This window comes from Paenibacillus sp. MMS20-IR301 (genome assembly GCF_032302195.1).
In the GTDB taxonomy this organism is placed as follows: domain Bacteria; phylum Bacillota; class Bacilli; order Paenibacillales; family Paenibacillaceae; genus Paenibacillus_AQ.
The window spans coordinates 1022707-1042105 of the sequence record NZ_CP135275.1; the positions used below are offsets into that span (position 1 = coordinate 1022707).

The 19399-nt window shown below is 54.2% G+C and carries 22 protein-coding genes; 21 read left to right on the forward strand and 1 reads right to left on the reverse strand.

Annotation, left to right across the window (positions count from 1 at the left end; all coding sequences use genetic code 11):
- The first annotated feature begins 3 nt into the window (after positions 1–3).
- The 8 genes from LOS79_RS04350 (at position 4) to LOS79_RS04385 (ending at position 5412) form a co-directional block, all read left to right on the forward strand.
- Positions 4–510: a gamma carbonic anhydrase family protein gene (locus LOS79_RS04350; RefSeq protein WP_315416565.1), complete on the forward strand. Its 507-nt coding sequence runs from the start codon at positions 4–6 to the stop codon at positions 508–510.
- Positions 511–528: 18 nt separating this feature from the next.
- Entirely contained in the window at positions 529–708 is a 180-nt protein-coding gene (locus LOS79_RS04355; protein WP_039309877.1) for an IDEAL domain-containing protein, read from the forward strand.
- Positions 709–806: 98 nt separating this feature from the next.
- Positions 807–1232, forward strand: coding sequence for a DUF2487 family protein (locus tag LOS79_RS04360; RefSeq protein ID WP_315416567.1), 426 nt, complete (start codon positions 807–809; stop codon positions 1230–1232).
- A 222-nt stretch (positions 1233–1454) separates the two neighbouring features.
- The gene (locus LOS79_RS04365) at positions 1455–2006 is read left to right on the forward strand and encodes a Rieske (2Fe-2S) protein (RefSeq protein ID WP_315416569.1); all 552 of its coding nucleotides are present in this window, start codon (positions 1455–1457) and stop codon (positions 2004–2006) included.
- 5 nt (positions 2007–2011) lie between these two features.
- Entirely contained in the window at positions 2012–2683 is a 672-nt protein-coding gene (gene qcrB / locus LOS79_RS04370) for a menaquinol-cytochrome c reductase cytochrome b subunit (protein WP_315416571.1), read from the forward strand.
- A gap of 145 nt (positions 2684–2828) precedes the next feature.
- Positions 2829–3704, forward strand: coding sequence for a menaquinol-cytochrome c reductase cytochrome b/c subunit (locus tag LOS79_RS04375; RefSeq protein ID WP_315416573.1), 876 nt, complete (start codon positions 2829–2831; stop codon positions 3702–3704).
- 105 nt (positions 3705–3809) lie between these two features.
- Positions 3810–4457 carry a DUF1405 domain-containing protein gene (locus LOS79_RS04380; RefSeq protein ID WP_315416574.1) on the forward strand — a complete coding sequence of 216 codons (648 nt, stop codon included), beginning with the start codon at positions 3810–3812 and terminating at the stop codon, positions 4455–4457.
- Between the two features lie 55 nt (positions 4458–4512).
- Positions 4513–5412: a sporulation protein YpjB gene (locus LOS79_RS04385; RefSeq protein ID WP_315416575.1), complete on the forward strand. Its 900-nt coding sequence runs from the start codon at positions 4513–4515 to the stop codon at positions 5410–5412.
- 117 nt (positions 5413–5529) lie between these two features.
- Here the strand turns inward: LOS79_RS04385 and LOS79_RS04390 are convergent, their stop codons facing one another.
- Positions 5530–6402, reverse strand: coding sequence for a YitT family protein (locus tag LOS79_RS04390; RefSeq protein WP_315416577.1), 873 nt, complete (start codon positions 6400–6402; stop codon positions 5530–5532).
- Between the two features lie 146 nt (positions 6403–6548).
- On the opposite strand from LOS79_RS04390, the gene LOS79_RS04395 reads away from it, so the two are divergent.
- From LOS79_RS04395 to dinG, 13 genes are all read left to right on the forward strand, one after another.
- Entirely contained in the window at positions 6549–6878 is a 330-nt protein-coding gene (locus tag LOS79_RS04395) for a nucleotide pyrophosphohydrolase (RefSeq protein ID WP_315421981.1), read from the forward strand.
- A gap of 59 nt (positions 6879–6937) precedes the next feature.
- Positions 6938–7459: a tetratricopeptide repeat protein gene (locus tag LOS79_RS04400; protein WP_315416578.1), complete on the forward strand. Its 522-nt coding sequence runs from the start codon at positions 6938–6940 to the stop codon at positions 7457–7459.
- 31 nt (positions 7460–7490) lie between these two features.
- The gene (gene dapB, locus LOS79_RS04405; protein ID WP_315416580.1) at positions 7491–8294 is read left to right on the forward strand and encodes a 4-hydroxy-tetrahydrodipicolinate reductase; all 804 of its coding nucleotides are present in this window, start codon (positions 7491–7493) and stop codon (positions 8292–8294) included.
- 16 nt (positions 8295–8310) lie between these two features.
- Positions 8311–8733, forward strand: coding sequence for a methylglyoxal synthase (gene mgsA, locus LOS79_RS04410; RefSeq protein ID WP_315416582.1), 423 nt, complete (start codon positions 8311–8313; stop codon positions 8731–8733).
- A complete protein-coding gene (gene bshB1, locus LOS79_RS04415) occupies positions 8733–9443 on the forward strand; it encodes a bacillithiol biosynthesis deacetylase BshB1 (RefSeq protein WP_315416584.1) in 711 nt (236 codons plus the stop codon). Before mgsA ends, bshB1 begins: the two co-directional genes overlap by 1 nt.
- Before the next feature lie 87 nt (positions 9444–9530).
- The gene (gene bshA, locus LOS79_RS04420) at positions 9531–10688 is read left to right on the forward strand and encodes an N-acetyl-alpha-D-glucosaminyl L-malate synthase BshA (protein WP_315416586.1); all 1158 of its coding nucleotides are present in this window, start codon (positions 9531–9533) and stop codon (positions 10686–10688) included.
- A 10-nt stretch (positions 10689–10698) separates the two neighbouring features.
- Positions 10699–12075, forward strand: coding sequence for a CCA tRNA nucleotidyltransferase (locus LOS79_RS04425; protein WP_315416587.1), 1377 nt, complete (start codon positions 10699–10701; stop codon positions 12073–12075).
- On the forward strand, positions 12065–12868 hold the full coding sequence (locus tag LOS79_RS04430; RefSeq protein WP_315416589.1) for a biotin--[acetyl-CoA-carboxylase] ligase: 804 nt from the start codon (positions 12065–12067) through the stop codon (positions 12866–12868). Before LOS79_RS04425 ends, LOS79_RS04430 begins: the two co-directional genes overlap by 11 nt.
- Before the next feature lie 343 nt (positions 12869–13211).
- Entirely contained in the window at positions 13212–14078 is an 867-nt protein-coding gene (gene panB / locus LOS79_RS04435; protein WP_315416591.1) for a 3-methyl-2-oxobutanoate hydroxymethyltransferase, read from the forward strand.
- 49 nt (positions 14079–14127) lie between these two features.
- Positions 14128–14970, forward strand: a complete 843-nt coding sequence (gene panC, locus LOS79_RS04440; protein WP_397386775.1) for a pantoate--beta-alanine ligase — start codon at positions 14128–14130, stop codon at positions 14968–14970.
- Entirely contained in the window at positions 14963–15346 is a 384-nt protein-coding gene (panD, locus tag LOS79_RS04445; RefSeq protein WP_315416593.1) for an aspartate 1-decarboxylase, read from the forward strand. The genes panC and panD overlap by 8 nt, the downstream gene beginning before the upstream one ends.
- Positions 15347–15460: 114 nt before the next feature.
- Positions 15461–16102, forward strand: a complete 642-nt coding sequence (locus LOS79_RS04450; RefSeq protein WP_315416594.1) for a tetratricopeptide repeat protein — start codon at positions 15461–15463, stop codon at positions 16100–16102.
- Positions 16103–16215: 113 nt separating this feature from the next.
- The gene (gene dinG, locus LOS79_RS04455; RefSeq protein ID WP_315416595.1) at positions 16216–19077 is read left to right on the forward strand and encodes an ATP-dependent DNA helicase DinG; all 2862 of its coding nucleotides are present in this window, start codon (positions 16216–16218) and stop codon (positions 19075–19077) included.
- Positions 19078–19399 lie beyond the last annotated feature (322 nt).

Here is a 19399-nt window from a genome sequence, read left to right on the forward strand (position 1 = left end):
GAGATGCGGATTGCTTATGGCAGTTACATACCGCAGCTTGATGAATCAGTCTACGTGGCGGAAGGTGCCAAACTGGTTGGAGATGTGAGAGTAGGGAAGCAGTCCAGTATCTGGTTCAATGCCGTATTAAGAGGCGACCTTGCTCCGGTAATTATCGGAGAGCGCTGCAACATTCAGGATGGTGCTGTGGGGCATGTGGGCGCCGGGTTACCGCTGGTGCTGGAGGATGATATCACGGTCGGCCATTCCGCAATTATTCACGGCTGCCGTATAGGCAAAGGCACATTAATCGGAATGGGTGCAATTGTACTGAACGGAGCAGAGATTGGTGAATATGCTTTAATAGGAGCCGGCTCCATTGTAACCGAAAACAAAGTCATTCCGCCCTATACTCTCTCCCTGGGGACTCCGGCCAAAGTAATCCGTGAGCTGACTCCGCAGGACCTGGAGAGGATGGCACGCACCAGTGAAAGCTATGTGAAAAAGGCACTCGAATACGGAAACTCTTAAACAGCGGAGGTGTATCGAATGGACAAAATGAAGGCTACCTATGAAGTGATGCTGGGGCTTGCTGCAGAAATGGTTTGGGATGAAGCGTTAAGGAAGCGCCGTACCGACATCTTGTACCGGAAGATCGACACGGCGCTGGCTGCCGGGGATGAGGCGGCTTTCCGGAATCTGACTGAAGAACTGAAAAGTTTGGCATAAAAGAAAAACAGGAATACGCCGGGCGTATTCCTGTTTTCTGTACATACATTGAAACTATGACTCTAGCAAATGATTGTTAAGCGAAAGGAAGACAGCCGATGAAATTTAGCGATTTTGACAGTAAGACTTGGGAAGAGGACGGGCAGTACTATGACACCTGCCTGATTCCATACTGCGGACTTCAAGGTACCGAGAATCCTCCTGAGACGGTTGCGGCGCTTGCCCGGCAGCGGAATTTCCTCGAAATGGCCGAGAAGCCTTTTCAGGGACGGATCGTAACCTATCCGGCAGTTCAGTACGCAGGAGCCGAAAGTATTGTTTTAATAAACGAGCTTTGCCGAAAAGTCAAATCCACCTTCTTCCAGTATGCCGTGGTGATGTCTGCGAATGAAATGCTGGATGGCTGGGTTGTTTATGAAAGCGATTTAGTCCTGTCCCTGCCTGGCTTTAAGGGTGATTCGCATACGGCAATAAGCTCCTGGGTAAGAGATGGAATTCAAGGATTATGGCAACGTGAAAAATAAGTTAAATGTGACGGAAAATCAACAATTACTTAAAAATGGGCTCTTGACGCCTGTCACAATTTAGACAATATTCTTGACGGGTTTTGGCTAGCTAAGCTATGATTAGGTTGAACTTATATAACATGTGATTTTTTTCATTGAAAACGAATTAATTACCAAAAAAATCTGTGACCGTATTCGGCAGATGCCTTCTCCAATGTTGAAAAGGGGGTTACACACAGTATGAGCAGTCTCAATGAAGAGCAGGAATCACCGCAAGGACCGCCCGGCCGGAAAGACATTTCGCGCAGACAATTTTTGACCTACACGCTTGGCGGTGCAACCGCTTTTATGGGGGCCGGAGTCCTTCTGCCGATGATCCGCTTTGCCGTGGACCCGATCTTACATAAAAGAGGCGAAGGGGATTTTATCAAGGTAGCTGAAGTCTCCGCAATTACCGGCGTGCCCCAGGAATTCACCTTTGAGCTGCCGCAGCAGGACGGATGGTATGCCAGCATAGCCACACTGACGGCGTGGATCCGCAAAGACGAGAGCGGGCAAATCTACGCGCTGTCGCCGATCTGTAAGCATTTGGGCTGTACTGTAGGCTGGAATAATGATCAGGCTTATCCGGATGAGTATCACTGCCCCTGCCACGGGGCACGGTATACGAAGCTGGGCAAGAATCTGGCCGTTGCCGCTAAGCCGCTTGACCAGTATACGACGAAGATAGACGGCGGCTGGGTGTATCTTGGTGATATTGTTCCCAACACTGAAGCTAACAAGGAGGCGTGATTGAAGTGTTTAAAAATGTCTATAACTGGATTGATGAACGTCTGGATATTACGCCAATCTGGAGAGATGTTGCCGACCATGAGGTGCCTGAGCATGTCAATCCGGCCCATCACTTCTCAGCCTTCGTGTACTGCTTCGGCGGGTTAACTTTTTTCATCACTGTTATACAGATCCTCTCAGGCATGTTTCTGACGATGTATTATGTACCCGATATTATGAATGCCTATGCCAGTGTGGAATATTTGCAGACAAAGGTAGCCTTCGGAAATATCGTCCGCGGGATGCATCACTGGGGGGCCAGTCTGGTCATCGTCATGATGTTCCTTCATACCATGCGGGTATTCTTCACCGGTTCCTACAAAGCTCCGCGTGAAATGAACTGGGTGGTGGGCATGCTGATCTTTTTCGTCATGCTTGGCCTGGGACTGACCGGTTATCTGCTGCCATGGGACAATAAAGCATATTTCGCCACCAAGGTAACGCTTGAGATCGCTAACTCTGTGCCGGTTATGGGACCGGTACTGAAGGAGCTGATGCAAGGGGGGACGATTGTCGGTGCCGAGACGCTGACCCGGTTCTTTGCCCTGCATGTGTTCTTCCTCCCGGCAGTTCTGCTCATTCTGCTCGTCGGCCACTTCATTATGATCCGCAGGCAGGGTATTTCCGGTCCGTTATAATTTTTAAAGTTTATGCTTCCGGTGCGAGTTTTGACGAAGAAATTCATGGAGTAAGCTCACAAAACTTAAGTTTATGCTTCCGAAGCGAGTTTTGTACGAAGTAAATCATGAAGTTAAGCTCACAAAACTTTTAGGAGGAACGTTCATGGCGCATAAAGACGACTCCAAAGAGAAGGTGGTATTCGTAGGGGATTCCCGGGTCCGTAAGGGTAACGGGTTCATTACTCCACCTGACTACACGGCGTATCCGGGGAAGTCGGAGGCCTTCATTCCGAATTTTCTCCTTAAAGAATGGATGGTTGGTGTGGTCGTGCTCGTTGGAATTCTCGTACTGACGATCTCGGAGCCGGCACCGCTAGGGTTTCCGGCCAACGCGGCAGCGACGGTAATTCCGATCCCTGACTGGTATTTCCTGTTCCTCTATCAGTATCTGAAGCTCCCATATGCTTCTGGAGACTACATCGTACTCGGGACGCTCGGTGTTACCGGCGTGGCGTTTGGTGCGCTGCTCCTGGCCCCGTTTCTCGATACCGGCCGGGAGCGCCGTTTTTACCGCAGACCTGTCGCTTCTTCGCTGATGTTCCTGTCGCTGGCGGCTGTCATTTATTTGACCAACACTGCCTGGACGGAATACAAGCATGAAATGGCAGAGACTAACCAGGTTCCCGAAGATGTGCAGCGGGAAGAAAAAGCAGCCGAGAACAGGGCGGCCGGCCTGCCGGCCACCAGTGCAGTGCAGACGAAAGAAGTCGCCATTGTGGACAAGGCCGACCCGGCGATGGAGCTCTATAAACAGGCTACCTGCATAGCCTGTCATGCGGCAGATATGAAGGGGACCGGCGGACCGCCATCCTTGCGCGGTGTCGGCGATAAGCATGATAAGGACGCCATTCTTACTATCATTAAAGACGGCAAGGGCCAGATGCCCCCTATGTACGAAACAGCACTCGGAGCAGGATTGTCTGAGCAGGATATCGATGATCTGGCCGGCTGGCTTGCCAAACAAAAAAGCGAACAGTAAAATGAAAATAACGCAAACCTGATCGTGCATGCGGTCAGGTTTTTGCCTGTTCAAGCCATGGATTTGCTGAATTGAAGCTGCTACAGTCGGGAGGAAGTTATTAATATGCCGGGGAATTGGTTTGAGAGATTGTTTAGACAGAGAGGGATTATATGGCTGCTGTTCATAGTAAACCTTCTGGGTACGGTGTACGGATACATATGGTATGGCAATCAGCTAGTGTTCACGGCGGAGAATTACCCTTTCTGGCTGCTGGTCTTTGTTCCGGACAGCCCGACGGCCAGCCTGTTTTTCACAGCTGCCTTACTTCTGCTGCTCTATCCGCCTAAGGGACTTAAGGGAACAATGCTGCGTCAGCTGATTGAGGCACTCGCTGTAGTCACTTCGGTGAAATATGGCATTTGGGCGGTCAGCATGATTGCAGCCGGGGGTTATCAGGGGGATCATGTGAACTGGAAGGACTGGATGCTGATTATATCCCACACGGGGATGGCGGTGGAAGCGCTGATCTACGCCCGGTTCTTCTCCTTCCGGCGCATGCTGCCGCTTGCGCTGTTCTGGACCTTTGCTAATGATATGGTCGATTATTCCCAGGGTGTCTATCCGTGGCTGCCGTCTGTGCTGGATGATGATGTTATTGCCGTCCAGTATTTCACAATAGGGCTGACCCTGTTCAGTACCCTGGCTGCATGGTGGTTCGGCGGCAGAACCGGGAGCGGCGGGCTTCATGCCAAACCTGCCGGCAAGGGCTGACAGGCTGTTCTAACTCTTGTCCCTCCGCCATACATTAAGGTGGGAGGGATGTCTCATGCCGCGCGGGAAAATCATTGCTGTAACAGGAATAATGTTGTGCTGGCTGCTGGCCGGCGTTCATAGCGGAAAGGCTCTGGCGGATGCGGAGGCTGCTGCCGCCGGCACCGCATCTGAGACGTATATAGAAGCTGCAAGTGTCACAGTGAGTGATCCTGCTGCACTCACGGGCAGAAGCGGGGCACAGCGGCTGGAACAGGCAGCGGAAGCCTTCTATGGCTACGTGCTTGAAGGCAACGTGCTCAAGGCGAGGCAGGTAAGCGAGCAAATCGCTCAGATTTTTATCTCCTCTTCTTTTGACGGCTTAACTACGGTAGAAGGAATTAATGCCCTATCCGCGGTAATTATGGATATGAAATCTGCTTTGGCCGCCGTAGAGCCAGCTCCTGAGAAATGGGAGGCTGTTGCCGCAAGGCTCCGCCTTGCCGCGAATAGCCTGAATCATCCCCGCCAGCCGATGTGGCTGCAGTATTACAAGCTGGTCCGCGAGGACCTGAATGATATGGAGCAAAGCGCTGCCGGAAGTGATCTTAAGAGCTGGAAGGCTGCATTATCCCGGCTGCAGAGCAGATATGAGACGATCCGGCCGGCGGTCATCATCTCCAGCCCGCCGGAGGCGGTGAAGACCTTTGATTCCTGGCTGTCTTATGCAGAAGGCGTCGGATCATCACCGCAGCCGCTTGAGCGTGCCAGGCTGCTGGAGATTGTCTCTTACGGGCAGGACGCCGTACGTGTGTTGTTCGGCAAGGAACGTGATGAGCCGGCCCTGTCCCTGCCGCTTGCACCGCAGCAGTACGGAGCCTGGGGCGCACTGGCCGGTGCTTTTATCTTCTCGGTGCTGATCTATGCCGCCTACCGCAAATACCGCGGACAGAATGGAGAATGGAAGGCGGTATAGAACGGGGAAGCAGGCAGCCGCTTAAGCTGCTCACTGCTCCGCAGGCAAGGAATACACACAAAAACTCCCTTCCCGCAGAGGCGGACGAAGGGAGTTTTGTGTGTATTCCGTAAATAATCAGGTTTCCCGGAAACCCTCGCCGTGCACATCATGAACATCGCTGATAATAACGAATGCCTTCGGATCAACCGATTTGACCAGCAGGCTGAGCCGGCGGATTTCCTGTCTGGATACCACACAGTAGACCATATGCTTCGCTTGCTTGGAGTAGGCTCCGATTGCCGGGATCAGCGTTACACCGCGCTCCATTTCCGCTGTAATCAGATCGGCAATCTGCGGGGCATCATCACTGATGATGGTGAACGCCTTGGCGGCGTAAGCCCCTTCCTGAATGAAATCAATCACACGCGAAGCGATGAAGACGGCTACGAGCGTGTATAGTATCTTTTCGCGGGGAATATAGAGCAGGGAAGCGCCGATAATGATAACATCCACTGCCAGGATGATCTGGCCCATACTCCAGCCGAACTTGCGTCCGAGTATCCGGGCTACGATATCGACCCCGCCGGTTGTGCCGCCGAAACGGAAGACAATCCCGAGGCCCAGACCCAGCGTTACGCCGGCATATAATGAAGCAAGAATAAAATCATGCTCTGTGCTGAACGTAACAATCCAGCCGGCGGCAATCATGCGCTCGAACAGCCAGAGGAAAAATGACAAAGAGCCGATCCCCACGCCGGTATAGACAATCTGATTGGCACCAAGCACCTTCCAGCCCAGCAGAAAGAGCGGAAGGTTGAGCAGCAGGGTGCTTAAGAAGATAGGGACGCTGAAGGCATAGTTGAGCAGGATGGTAATCCCGGTTACGCCGCCCTCCATGAGCTGATTGGGTACGATAAAGTATAGAAGTCCGAATGCGTAAATCGCCGCCCCCAGCATGATTGGGGCAACTGTTTTGCTGATTGTGCTGAGTTTGAATGATGTATTCATATAATCCCTCGCCTATGCCTCTCATCGGGCAGTTTATAGGTAGCCTTCCAGGAAGACTTACAAAAAAGATTTGTCTTCAAAACGTCTTTACGATAACATAGGGGCAAACAGAAGGCAAGAACATACGGGGGGTGAAGCAACAATTTATGGATAAAAGTCTTGTTGACATACAGCGTGAGGTTGATGCTTATATCTCACAATTTAAGGAAGGCTACTTCAGTCCGCTGTCTATGCTGGCCCGGATGTCCGAGGAAGTCGGAGAGCTGGCCCGCGAGGTTAATCATCAATTCGGCGAGAAACCGAAGAAGGCGGATGAAGCCGAGAACTCCATCGAGCTGGAGCTGGGCGATATTCTTTTCATAACCGTATGTTTCGCCAACTCACTGGGCATTGATCTTACTGAAGCCCATAATAAGGTTATGCACAAATTCAATACCCGTGATGCCGGGCGCTGGACACTTAAAAACACCGATTAGGCCTTTACTACATATGCTGTACCAAACAAGCGGGATTTAGCCGTGAGGATGGTGAGGATATGAATCACAATGATTATGTAAAAGCCGCATACCGCTCAATACTGCGCAGCGACTTTGCTGAGGCGATCACTCTGTTTGAGGCTGCCATATCGGCCAGCCCGGATGATGCTGAGGTGAGATACCGCTGCTCCATAACCTATGCCCGCAGCGGGATGCTGGAGAAGGCGCTGGAGCATGCTGTTGCTGCACTCAGGCTGGAAGGCAGGAATCCGGATTACCGGCTGCATCTCCAGCATTTGCAGGCACTGCAGCTCGTACAGGAAGCCAAACGGCTGCTGGAGGTTGAAGCAGCGGAGTCTTCAAATCCGTACCATCCGGTTACCTTACTGAAAGAAGCGGTATCGCTAGACCCCTTATACGGGGATGCTTATGTATGGCTGGCCATTGCGCACAGCCGGATGAATGAGCATTTGCAGGCCATATCCGTCCTGAAGGAAGTAATGTCGCTGCACCCGGATGATACCGGACTGCGCCAGCTGATGAAGGATCTCCAGAAATCTTTGCAAAACTATATACAATAATATTAGAGCCAGGGAAAAGGGAGGAATTGAATTGAGCGAGAAGATCAGAGTTATTGTTTCCGGAGCAGGCGGCAAAATGGGCAAAGAGGTTGTTAAGCTGGTACTGCAGGATGAAGAGCTGGAACTGGCGGCCGCGATCGACCGCTCTGCGGCTGATACGGATGCCGGCCGGCTGGCGGGCCTCGAGGACAGCGGGGTTCAGGTGACTTCAGATCTGGAGGCTGCCCTTGCAGGAACTGCTGCAGATGTACTGGTGGATTTTACAATTCCGCAATCGGCCTACAGCAACACTGCACTGGCGATTAAATACGGTGTACGCCCGGTAATCGGGACAACCGGCTTCACCACTGAGCAGATCACCGGGCTGGACAAGCAATGCCGCGAACAGGGCATCGGCGGGCTGATTGCACCGAATTTCTCGATCGGGGCCATTCTGATGATGAAGTTTGCCGCCCAGGCTGCCAAATATTTCCCTCACCTCGAGATTATTGAGTATCACGGGGACCAGAAGCTGGATGCCCCTTCGGGAACAGCAATCAAGACGGCAGAGATGATCTCAGAGGCTCGCGCGGAGCTTCGTCAGGGAAATCCCTCTGAGGAAGAGATTATTGAAGGCTCGCGCGGCGGGTATTACAACGGCTTCCGTATCCACAGTGTACGTCTGCCAGGCGTGTTCGCCCAGGAGGAAGTGGTATTCGGCGGGTTCGGACAATCGCTGAAGATCCGTCATGATTCTTACGAGCGTGCCGGTTATATGCCGGGAGTCAAGATGGGTATCCAGAAGGTGATGGGATATACGGGACTGATCTACGGGTTTGAACATTTTATAGAATAGACGGGGAGAGAGCAGGATGTTAAAAATCGCATTTATCGCACATGACCGCAAAAAAGATGAAATGGTTAACTTTGTAACCGCCTATGAGCATGTGTTTGTAGGCCATGAATTATTCTCAACCGGAACAACCGGACAACGGATTATGGAGGCAACCAAGCTGACCATTCACCGTTATATGTCCGGCCCGCTGGGCGGAGATCAGCAGATCGGCTCTATGGTTGCGACTGATGAGCTGGACTTGATTGTTTTCCTGCGTGACCCGCTGATGGCCCAGCCGCATGAACCGGATATCACCGCACTGCTCCGGCTCTGTGATGTATACGGAATTCCGGTGGCCACGAATATTGCTACTGCAGAGATTCTGGTCAAGGCCATTGACCGCGGCGATTTCGGCTGGCGTGAGCTGGTACATAAATACAAACCGGGTGTGGATGAATAATGAAACTCGACATTCTGGTATTTGGCGCGCATGCGGATGATGCCGAAATCGGCATGGCAGGTACGATTGCCAAGCACACTGCGGCCGGCTTCAAAGTGGGCCTGTGTGATCTGACCGGAGCGGAAATGTCCTCCAACGGTACTGTGGAGCTCCGTAAGCTTGAGGCACAGCAGGCGGCTGATCTGCTTGGGGTTTCTGTACGCACCAATCTGGGGCTGCCTGACCGGGGGCTGTATTTGACTGAGAGCCATTTGGCGGCAGTGACGGCGGAAATCCGCCGCTTTGCACCGGCAATTGTGTTTGCCCCTTACTTTGAAGACCGCCATCCGGATCATATCGCCTGCAGCAAGCTGGTGGAGGAGGCTGTATTTAACGCCAAGCTGCGCAAATATATGCCGGACAAGCCCAGCATTCCTGAGCCGCAATTATATTTTTATTTCATAAATGACCTTGGCCGCAGCGATCTGATAGTGGATGTTACTGCGCAGTATCCCCTGAAAGAGCAGGCGCTCTCCTGTTATCGTTCACAATTCGGGCTTGCCCCGGGTGAAGACACCGTGAAGACGCCGCTAACGGAAGGGTATATTGAACGTGTCCGCGCAAGAGATATGCTGCTTGGACAGCGGCGGCTCATTCCTTATGCGGAAGGGTTCACCAGCAAGGTGCCGCACACGGTTGATTTGTTCAGCGCAGCACGCCCGCAGGCCTAAGGTTTGAAAATAGTTCAAAAACAACTATAATAAATTCATGTCATTACTTGAAGTAATGGAAAGATGTCAGGGAGAAGGGGCGGAGCTATGGACCGGCTGAAAATAGGCATCACTTGTTATCCGTCTCTTGGTGGCTCGGGCGTAGTGGCAACTGAACTGGGCAAGCTATTGGCTGAAAAAGGCCATGAGGTCCATTTTATTACACACAGTATCCCGTTCCGGCTTGGAACGTTTCAGAAGAATATATTTTATCATGAGGTTGAGGTTAACGATTATTATGTGTTCCGTTATCCGCCGTATGACCTTGCGCTGGCAACCAAGATGGCCCAGGTGGCCAAGATGCAGAAGCTGGATTTATTCCACGTGCATTACGCGGTGCCGCATGCCGTCTGCGCCTATCTGGCGAAGCAGATCCTCGGCAATGATATTAAGGTGGTAACTACACTGCACGGCACGGATATCACGGTGCTGGGCCAGGATGAATCGCTTAAGGATCTGATCCGCCTTGGTATTAACGAGAGCGATGCGGTGACAGCGGTTTCTCAGGACCTGATTAACGAAACGCGCAAAGTGCTCGATATTACCCGCGGGATAGATTTAACTTATAATTTCGTGGATAAGCGGGTCTACTATCCCCGTGATGTCACGGACCTGCGGGGGGACTTTGCATCGCCGGATGAGAAAATTCTGATGCATATCAGCAACTTCCGTCCGGTTAAGCGGGTCAGCGATGTGGTGGATGTATTCGCCCGTGTGAACCAGAAGGTTCCTTCACGGCTGCTGCTGGTCGGTGAAGGACCCGATCTGCCGAAGATTCAGGCGAAAATCAGTGAGATGGGCCTTGATGACAAGGTGCGCTTCCTCGGCAAGCAGGATGAGATTGCCCAGGTGATCTCGCTGGCTGATCTGCTGCTGCTTCCATCGGAGAAGGAGAGCTTCGGGCTTGTTGCACTGGAAGCGATGGCCTGCGGTGTTCCGACGATCGGTTCGCAGACGGGAGGCATCCCGGAGCTGATTCAGCATGGCATTACCGGCTTCCTTGCCCCTGTGGGGGATACCGAAGCGATGGCAGGGTATGCGGTTAAGCTGCTCTCGGATACCGGTATGGCTGAAAGCTTCAGGCGCGCTTGTCTCGAGCGGGCCTGCAATGATTTCAGCAGAGATATGATTACTGATCAATACGAAGATATTTATTACCGTGTGCTTGGACGCAGGGTACCCGGGCTGGACCCTATCCGGGGGTAAGGAGTTTGGCATGAAATGGACAATGGCACCATCCGGCATGGCGGAAGCCGCCGGTGTGGTGATTGCAGCTCTGCTTGCAGACGGGCACGAGGCTTTTTTTGTCGGCGGCTGTCTGCGTGACGAGCTGTTAGGCCGGCCGGTGCATGATATGGACCTGACGACCTCTGCCCTTCCGGAGGAGGTCATCGCCCTGTTTCCGCGCTGCGTGCCCACCGGGCTTGCGCATGGCACAGTTACTGTGCTGCAGGGCGGGCATAGCTTTGAGGTTACAACCTACCGGACGGAGAGCGGCTATGCCGATCACCGCCGTCCGGAGCATGTTTCGTTCGTACGTGATGTGAAGGAGGATCTCCGCCGCCGCGACTTCACAATTAATGCGATCTGTTGCGGCCAAGACGGCGTAATGATCGATCCCTTCCACGGGGCGCGGGATCTTCAGCTCCGGCTGATCCGCTGCGTCGGCAAGGCGGAGGAACGCTTCGATGAAGACGCGCTGCGGATGCTCCGCTGCGTGCGGTTTGCTTCTGTTCTTGATTTCGCCATCGCCAAGAATACATGGCGGGGGCTCCTGCGCCAGCGTGACAAGCTGGCGCATATTGCTGTGGAGCGGATGCGCTCGGAAATAGAGCGCATCGTCGAAGGCCCGCATCCGCAGCGCGGGCTGGGCCTGCTGCTGCGCAGCGGCCTCTTGCCGCGCGGCAAAGCGCCGTTCCCCTGGACCGGCCGGGACCTGGCGGCAGCCGCCGCCCGTTCAGCCGGTCTCGCGGACCTGCAGGACGCCCGCCTGCGTTGGGCGCTCCTGCTCCATGCCCTGGGATCATCGGCCGATACGGCCGGTGAGCTCCTGCGGGCATGGAAGTTCCCGGGGGCGGCGCTCTCCGGCATCGCCGCCGTGCTGCGCGTCCGCGAAGCCTGGGACGCGGCGCTGGCAGCGGAGGCGCCGGAGGATCCCGGCGCCTCCGCAGGGCTCCGGCGGCGCTGGATCGCCGCCGTGCTGGCCCACGGCCGGTCAGCCGCCGAAGGATGGCTGACCGTGGCTGAGGCGGCTGAGCGGGCCGCCGGTTGCTCTGCTACGGCTACGCCCACGCCGGAGCGCGGTGCCTTTAGCCTTGGCGCTGCAGCCGCCTCCACCTCCGGGCCCGGCTCTAAGGCCAGCTTACCCGGCATTGCACAGATGCGGTCCTGGACCGCAGAGATGCGGCTGCAGAGCCTGGGTGAGCTGGCCGTGTCAGGGCATGAGCTGACAGCTGTGCTGGACAAACGTCCCGGGCCTTGGCTGGGCGTGCTGCTGAACCGGCTGCTGCTGGCAGCGGCGGCCGGCGAGATTGCTAATGACAATCAATTACTGCTGCAGGAAGCGCAAAGGATGGATAGAGATGAAGAGTGATTATCCACTGCCGCCCGGACTCATGAAGCGGGAGAACTTCGTTTCGGCCTGGCCTGGCCGGATTCAGCGGTTAGATACAGTGTCCTCGACACAGGAGGAGGCCAAGCGGCTGGCCGAGAACGGTGCTCCAGAAGGGACCGCGGTGATGGCTGAGGAGCAGACCGGAGGGCGGGGAAGAATGGGCCGCAAGTGGCATTCCCCGCGCGGCAAAGGCATCTGGATGAGCCTCGTGCTGCGCCCGGAGCTTCCCCTTAGCCTGACCCCGCAGCTGACACTGCTCGCCGGGGTGGCGGTCTGTACCGCGATCCGTACGGTTACAGGAGTGCCGGCCGGAATCAAATGGCCGAACGACCTGCTGGCCGGCGGGCGCAAAATCTGCGGCATTCTGCTCGAATCCTCCTTCAGGGAAGGCGGCTTGCACTATTGCATCGCCGGCATCGGGATTGCGGTTAACTTGACAGAGGAAGACTATCCGGACGAGCTGAAGACGGTCGGAACCTCCCTGCTGATTGAAGGCGGGGGCATTCCGGTGGACCGGATGAGGCTGGCGGCAGCCGTACTGACCGAGCTTGAATATCTGTATACTCTTTACATCGCCCACGGATTTCAGCCCATCAAGGTGCTGTGGGAATCCATGTCGGTTACGCTGGGCCGCCAGGTGAGTGTGAATTCATCCCGGGGGCGCACAGAAGCGGTTGCTGTCGGGCTTGATGAGGGCGGCGGGCTAATGCTGCGCAGCAGCAGCACTGGCGAAATTACCAGTGTGCTGTCCGGCGAGATTGAATTGATATAAGCGAAAGACGGTTATTGTCCTTCAGGGGAGGATACCCGTTTTAGCTTAGGTGGTGTAATTGTCTGCGGATTTTGTTATACTAGCTGTAGAGGCGGCATCGGATGACCGAGCTGTACTCACGCAATTAAACCTTTTTTCAGAAATTAGTTTACCGGATGTACCTTCATAACTGGAAGTAACGGTTACGTTGGATTCTGCTCTGAGCCGTAAGGACCGAGACAGAAGGGACGATCGCGAGTGACTCTTTTTTGCCCTTCGGACCTTTTTAGCGGACCATGCTAAAAGGTTTTTTTGTTTGCGCGGCAACGCGTATTTATTGAAAAGCAAAGGGGAATGAGAGCAAATGGCAGACAAACATGCACTGAATATTGTGAAAATGAAAAAGATGAAAGCGGACGGTGTGCCTCTCAGCATGCTGACCGCTTATGATTACCCCTCCGCCCTCCTGGCTGAGGAAGCGGGAGTAGACCTGATTCTGGTCGGGGATTCGCTTGGAAATGTTGTGCTCGGGTACGATACGACCCTGCCGGTTACCATAGACGATATGGTCTATCACACCCGCAGCGTGAAGCGCGGGGCGCAGAATACATTCATTATCGCAGATATGCCTTTCATGACGTATCACGGCAGTGTAGACGCTACGCTGCACGGGGTGCGCAGGCTGATGCAGGAAGGCCAGGCCCATGCGGTCAAAATGGAAGGCGGACTGGAAATCTGCGCGGCGGTATCCGCAGTGGTTGCCGCCGGTGTGCCGGTTCTCGGCCATATTGGCCTGACTCCGCAATCTGTGAATATGATTGGCGGCTACCGGATTCAGGGCAAGGACGCTAAGGATGCGCAGCGGCTGATGGATGAAGCAAAGGCTCTGGAGGCTGCCGGGGCGTTCGGCATCGTGCTGGAGCTGGTAACCGAAGAGGTGGCGGAAGCCATCTCCAAGGCGGTCAGCATTCCGACCATCGGCATTGGTGCAGGCCGTTACTGTGACGGCCAGGTGCTGGTGTTCCATGATGTCCTGCGCTATGCCTCCCCTTACCGGGAGAAACGGTTCGTCAAAACCTACGCGGATGTCGGGAGCCTGATCCGGGAAGGCATCAGCAGCTATGTCCGCGAAGTGAAGGACCGGTCCTTCCCGGCGGAGAGCCATGTGTTTAATGCAGATGAAACTGTACTGGAATCGCTGTATGGCGGCGCCGTAAAAGGAGCGAACTAAAATGAGAGTCATTAGAACCGTAGCACAATTGCGCGAAGCGCTTGAATATATGAAGCAAGGTGGGCATGGCCCGGTCGGATTTGTTCCAACTATGGGATATCTGCATGAAGGACATGCGAGCCTGCTGCGCAAGGCCGGGGAGAAGAGCGGCACCGTGGTGATGAGTATTTTTGTCAACCCGCTGCAGTTTGGGCCGAATGAGGACTATGCCGCTTATCCGCGTGATGAACAGCGCGATCTGGAGCTGGCCGAGCGTGAAGGGGCAGATATTGTATTTATCCCCAGTGTAGAGGAAATGTATCCTCAGCCGGTCCGTACTGCTGTAACTGTTTCTTCGCTGACAACGCAGCTTTGCGGAGCATCGCGCCCGGGGCATTTTGACGGGGTGACTACCGTTGTCAGTAAGCTGTTTAATATGGTGCAGCCGGAGTATGCCTTCTTCGGGCTGAAGGATGCCCAGCAGGTGGCCGTTCTCCGCCGGATGGTGGCTGACCTCAATATGAACGTTGAGATTATTGCTTGTCCGATTGTGCGTGAAGAAGACGGCCTCGCCTTAAGCTCGCGCAATGTGTACCTGAGTGCAGAGGAGCGCAGCCAGGCGCTGGTCTTGTCACGGTCCCTGCGCGAAGCCCGTCAGGCGATTGAAGCCGGTACGGTCCGCACTGCAGATGAAGCCCGCCGGCTGCTGGTATCGGTTATTTCGGAATCCCCGCTTGCCGTTATCGATTATGCCGAGATTCTGACCTTCCCGGATCTGGAGCAGCTGGAAGGCGGCAGCCCGCTTAGTACGGCTGGCGGGGAAGTCATTATGGCTCTCGCTGTGAAGTTCGGCAGAACCCGCCTGATTGACAATAATGTATTTATTCCTAAGGAGGCTCACGCACTTGTTTAGACATATGATGAAATCCAAAATCCACCGGGCCACCGTCACCGAAGCTAACCTTAATTATGTAGGCAGCATTACCATTGATGAGGATCTGATGGAAGCGGCTGATCTGCTGGAGAACGAAAAGGTGCAGATTGTGGACAACAATAACGGATCCCGTCTTGAAACTTATGTCATTCCCGGACCGCGCGGCAGCGGTGTGATTTGTCTGAACGGTGCTGCCGCCCGTTTGGTACAGCCTGGTGATACTGTTATTATTATTTCTTACGCAATGCTGTCGTCCGAGGAGCTGGCGGGCCATAAGCCGACTGTTGTGTTCGTAGATGCGGACAATAAGCCGGTGAAGCTGGCGGATCATGAGATTCATGCAACGATCGCCTGAAGCATCCGCGGCAGTGCCATGTAATCAATGGCAGGGATGAAGACACTCCGACTTGTGAAAAATGAAGGCAGGCAAGCTTAGCTGACTTCATTATCAGTAAGGGTGGGATGTCCGTTGTTTCAACATTTATTTGCTGAGATGAACAAGATGCTCGAGGAGATCATAACCGACTACCCTTGTGCGGAGGGAGCCCGCCGCAACGACCTTTTATCCAAATATAATATGCTTCACCGGATCAGCGATAATGTCATGGATGAATGGCTGGCCTTTGCCGAGAAGCTAAGCCAGTTCCGTGACGGGGCGGACTTCCAGCTTCAGCCGGAGGAGGCTACGCCGGAGCAGGAGGCGCCTGAGCTGGCTATGGATGCTTTTGTCCGCGGCCAGGGGTACTACAAGCTGCTGATGTACCGCAAGTGCATTGACCAGTTCAAGGAAGTTACAGCGAAGCATCCGGACAGCCTCGCGGCCCGGCTGTATCTGGCCATGGCTTACCTGCAGGAAGGTGAAGGGGAGACTGCCTGGAGCCATCTGCATCATATGCTTGGCCTCATCCGTGAGACGAAGCTGAAGGCAATGATCTATAATGCGCTCGGCTGCATCAGAGCCTCGCAGGAACGCTTCAACGAAGCAAGCGAGCTGTTCAGCCTCTCCCTGCTGCATGATCCGGCCCTCCCGGAGCCAAGCCTGAACCTGGAGGTTTGCGCAAGACGCGGCGGGAAGCTGCAGTTCGGGCAGCAGCTGGTTTCGCTTTTATAAACATTTGTATCCATTCAAGCGGTGCAACCTACTTCCCGGGGTGTGCATCGCCTTTTTTCGTAACTTCTGTTATGCTGATAAAGAGTCTCATGGGAAAGGGAATAGAACTTATAATGAAATTTGCCGTGCTTGATTTTGAAACTACAGGAACCCAATCTGTGGGAGAGATTATCCAGGTTGGCCTTGCCATTATAGAGGATGACGGGACGATCTCCCGGGTGTATGGTTCCTACGTCAAGCCCGGAGCGCCGATTCCTCCTTTTATTACGGGCCTGACCGGAATTACAGATAGTGATGTACAGGATGCGCCGGAGCTTGATGAGATGATGATGGAGCTGGTGCCGCTGCTTGATGATGTGGTGCTGGTTGGACATAATGTGGCGTTTGATTTTCATTTTTTGCAGAATGCGCTGGACCGCTGCGGCTATCTGCCGTTTCAGGGGCGGATTCTGGATACTATCGATTTTCTCAAAATATGCTTTCCTTCACTGACAACTTACCAGCTTGGTGCAGTGAGTAATCATTTCGGCATTACGCATGACCGTCCGCATCAGGCGGACAGTGATGCGCTGGCTACCGCGCTGGTGCTGCTGAAATGTCTGGAGGAGCTCTACAGTCTGCCTCTGCTGACCATTCAGCGGCTGAATGAGCTGTTCACAGATGAGGACAGTGATCTTGCCTGGTACTTCGACGGACTCCTCCGTGAGCGCGAGATGGAGACCTTTCAGCCGGAAGGTGATTTAACCTTCTACCGGCAGCTGGCGCTGGCTGTAGGGGACTGGGCGGAGCTGGCTCCGCCGCGTGAGGATCACGCAGGCAATCCGCTGCAGAATATTACGTTCAAGGAATACATGGAAGAGGTCACCCTGCGCCTTAAAGAGGCCCTTCCGCAATATGAGAGCCGCGAGGCGCAGGAGCTTATGATTCACGAGGTAATGACGGCGCTTGCGCAGGATAAGCATCTGCTGATTGAAGCGGGCACCGGAACGGGCAAATCGCTCGGTTACCTGCTGCCGGCCATTTATCACAGTATCCGCAGTGACGAGAAGGTCATGGTCAGCACGCATACGATCAACCTGCAGGATCAACTGCGTGAACGCGATATCCCTTTGCTCACCAGCGTCGTCCCGTTCCCGTTTAAGGCTGCGATCTTTAAGGGAAGAGGGCATTATTTGTGTCTCCGCAAGTTTGAACATAGAATTATTAAGAAGGATTTCACAAGCACCCGGGAAGAAGCGCTGACAGCAGCGCAAATGATCGTCTGGCTGACCCAGACGCAGACAGGCGATGATGAGGAGCTTAATTTACACGGCCGCGGAGGTGATTTCTGGGAGACGGTAGCCAGTGATACCGACTCCTGTCTGGGGCGTTCCTGTCCGTGGTTCCGCAAATGTTATTATCACCGGGCGAAGCATGAAGCCGGAATTGCCGATGTAGTTGTTACCAATCACTCCAAACTGTTCGCAGACGTTAAGGCCGGGCATCAGCTGCTTCCGGCTTACGAGCATCTGGTTATTGATGAGGCGCATCATCTGGAAGATATCGCCGGTAAGCATCTGGGCATGCAGATGAAATATTTCACAGTCGCCCATACGCTTACCCGTCTGTACAAGGACAGCCGCAGCGGTCAGCTGCCGGCCCTGCGCCAGACTTTGCAGTCTTCAGGCAGTGAGCAGGCTTCGGAATGGAGCGGGGTTATTGACCGCATCTATCCAGACCTGCTCACCGTGAAGGAGTCGTGGGATGCGCTTAGCGACAGGCTGTTTGGCCTGCTGCCGGAGCGCAGCGATGCCGGGGCCGGAGAAGCCGGGCAGCTGGTTGCGCGCCTGCTGCCCGGAAAGAAGCCAAAGGAGTGGGAAGAACTGGCTGCGCTGGAGAATACGCTTCATCTCAGCCTGAGCGATATTATCCGTAAGGGTGATAAAATGCTCAGCGAGATGCGGGATACGGACAGCCAGTCGTCTTCAGACAGCCTTGTGACTGACATCGGCGGACTGTTCAAGGACCTTGCATCCATCCGGGAGCAGATCCGGTTCTTCATGACGCTGAACGATGAGAATATTGTGTATTGGCTGGAGGGAAGCGGCAATTACCGCGGCAAGTCACTGCAGATGTACGCTGTTCCGGTCGATGTCAGCACACAGCTCAGAGAGCTGTTCTTCGACAAGAAGAAGAGTATTATTCTGACTTCCGCCACTTTGTCGGTGGACAAATCCTTCCAGTTCATGATTGATAATCTGGGTCTGGGCGGAGCTGCAGAAGAAGGACGGCTGATGACTTCGCTGCTGCCGTCTCCGTTCAACTACCGGGAGCAGGCGCTGCTGGTCATCCCCCGTGACTTCCCAAGCGTGAAGGGCAGCATCGGGGATGCCCGGTTCGTTGATACGCTGGTACGTTCACTCGCAGAAGCGGCTATAGCCACGCGCGGGCGGATGCTGGTGCTGTTCACATCATACAAAATGCTGCGGCAGGTGTATGATCCGCTTAAGGAAGCCCTGGCAATGCAGGATATCTCAGTGCTTGGACAAGGGGTGGAGGGCGGTAGCCGGAGCAAGCTGATCCGCCGTTTCCAGGACAGCCCGGCTGCGGTGCTGCTGGGTACGAGCAGCTTCTGGGAAGGGGTAGACATTCCCGGAGATGCACTGACCTGTCTCGCTATCGTCAGACTGCCGTTTCAGCCGCCGAACCATCCGCTCGCCGAAGCGAAGTCGGAGCTGCTGCAGGCCCAAAAGAAAAATCCGTTTATGAAGCTGTCTGTTCCGCAGGCGGTCATCCGGTTCAAGCAGGGCTTTGGACGGCTGGTCCGCACCGCACAAGACCGCGGCATTGTTATTGTATATGATACCAGGGTCATTGAAGCTTATTACGGGAAATACTTCCTGTATTCACTGCCCGGTCCGAAGATGGAGCATATGCTGACTGAGCAGATGGTTCCGCGGATTGCAGAGTGGCTTGATGAAGGCGGGGTTTCATAAACGGCTGCCGGTTGATATTATTAATAGATCCTAATTTACCCGAAGACCCGGTCGCTGCTGCTGACCAGATGCCGCGGCAGCGGAGCAGGGTTTCTATAACTAACGAAAAGCAAAAAGGATCGAAGGGGAAATTTGGAACTGTAGGAGCGATAGCGATCGCCTTTGCCACCGGATTTATACCGCTAAAAGTGGTATTAATTAAGAAATTTTGGGGCAACAGCGGCCGGAAGTCCAAATGTTCACCGCAGTGACAATTCAGCTTTAAGTTCAACTTTTTTAATGCTATCAAACTAAGACTATGCTTACGAAGCAAGTTTTGCAC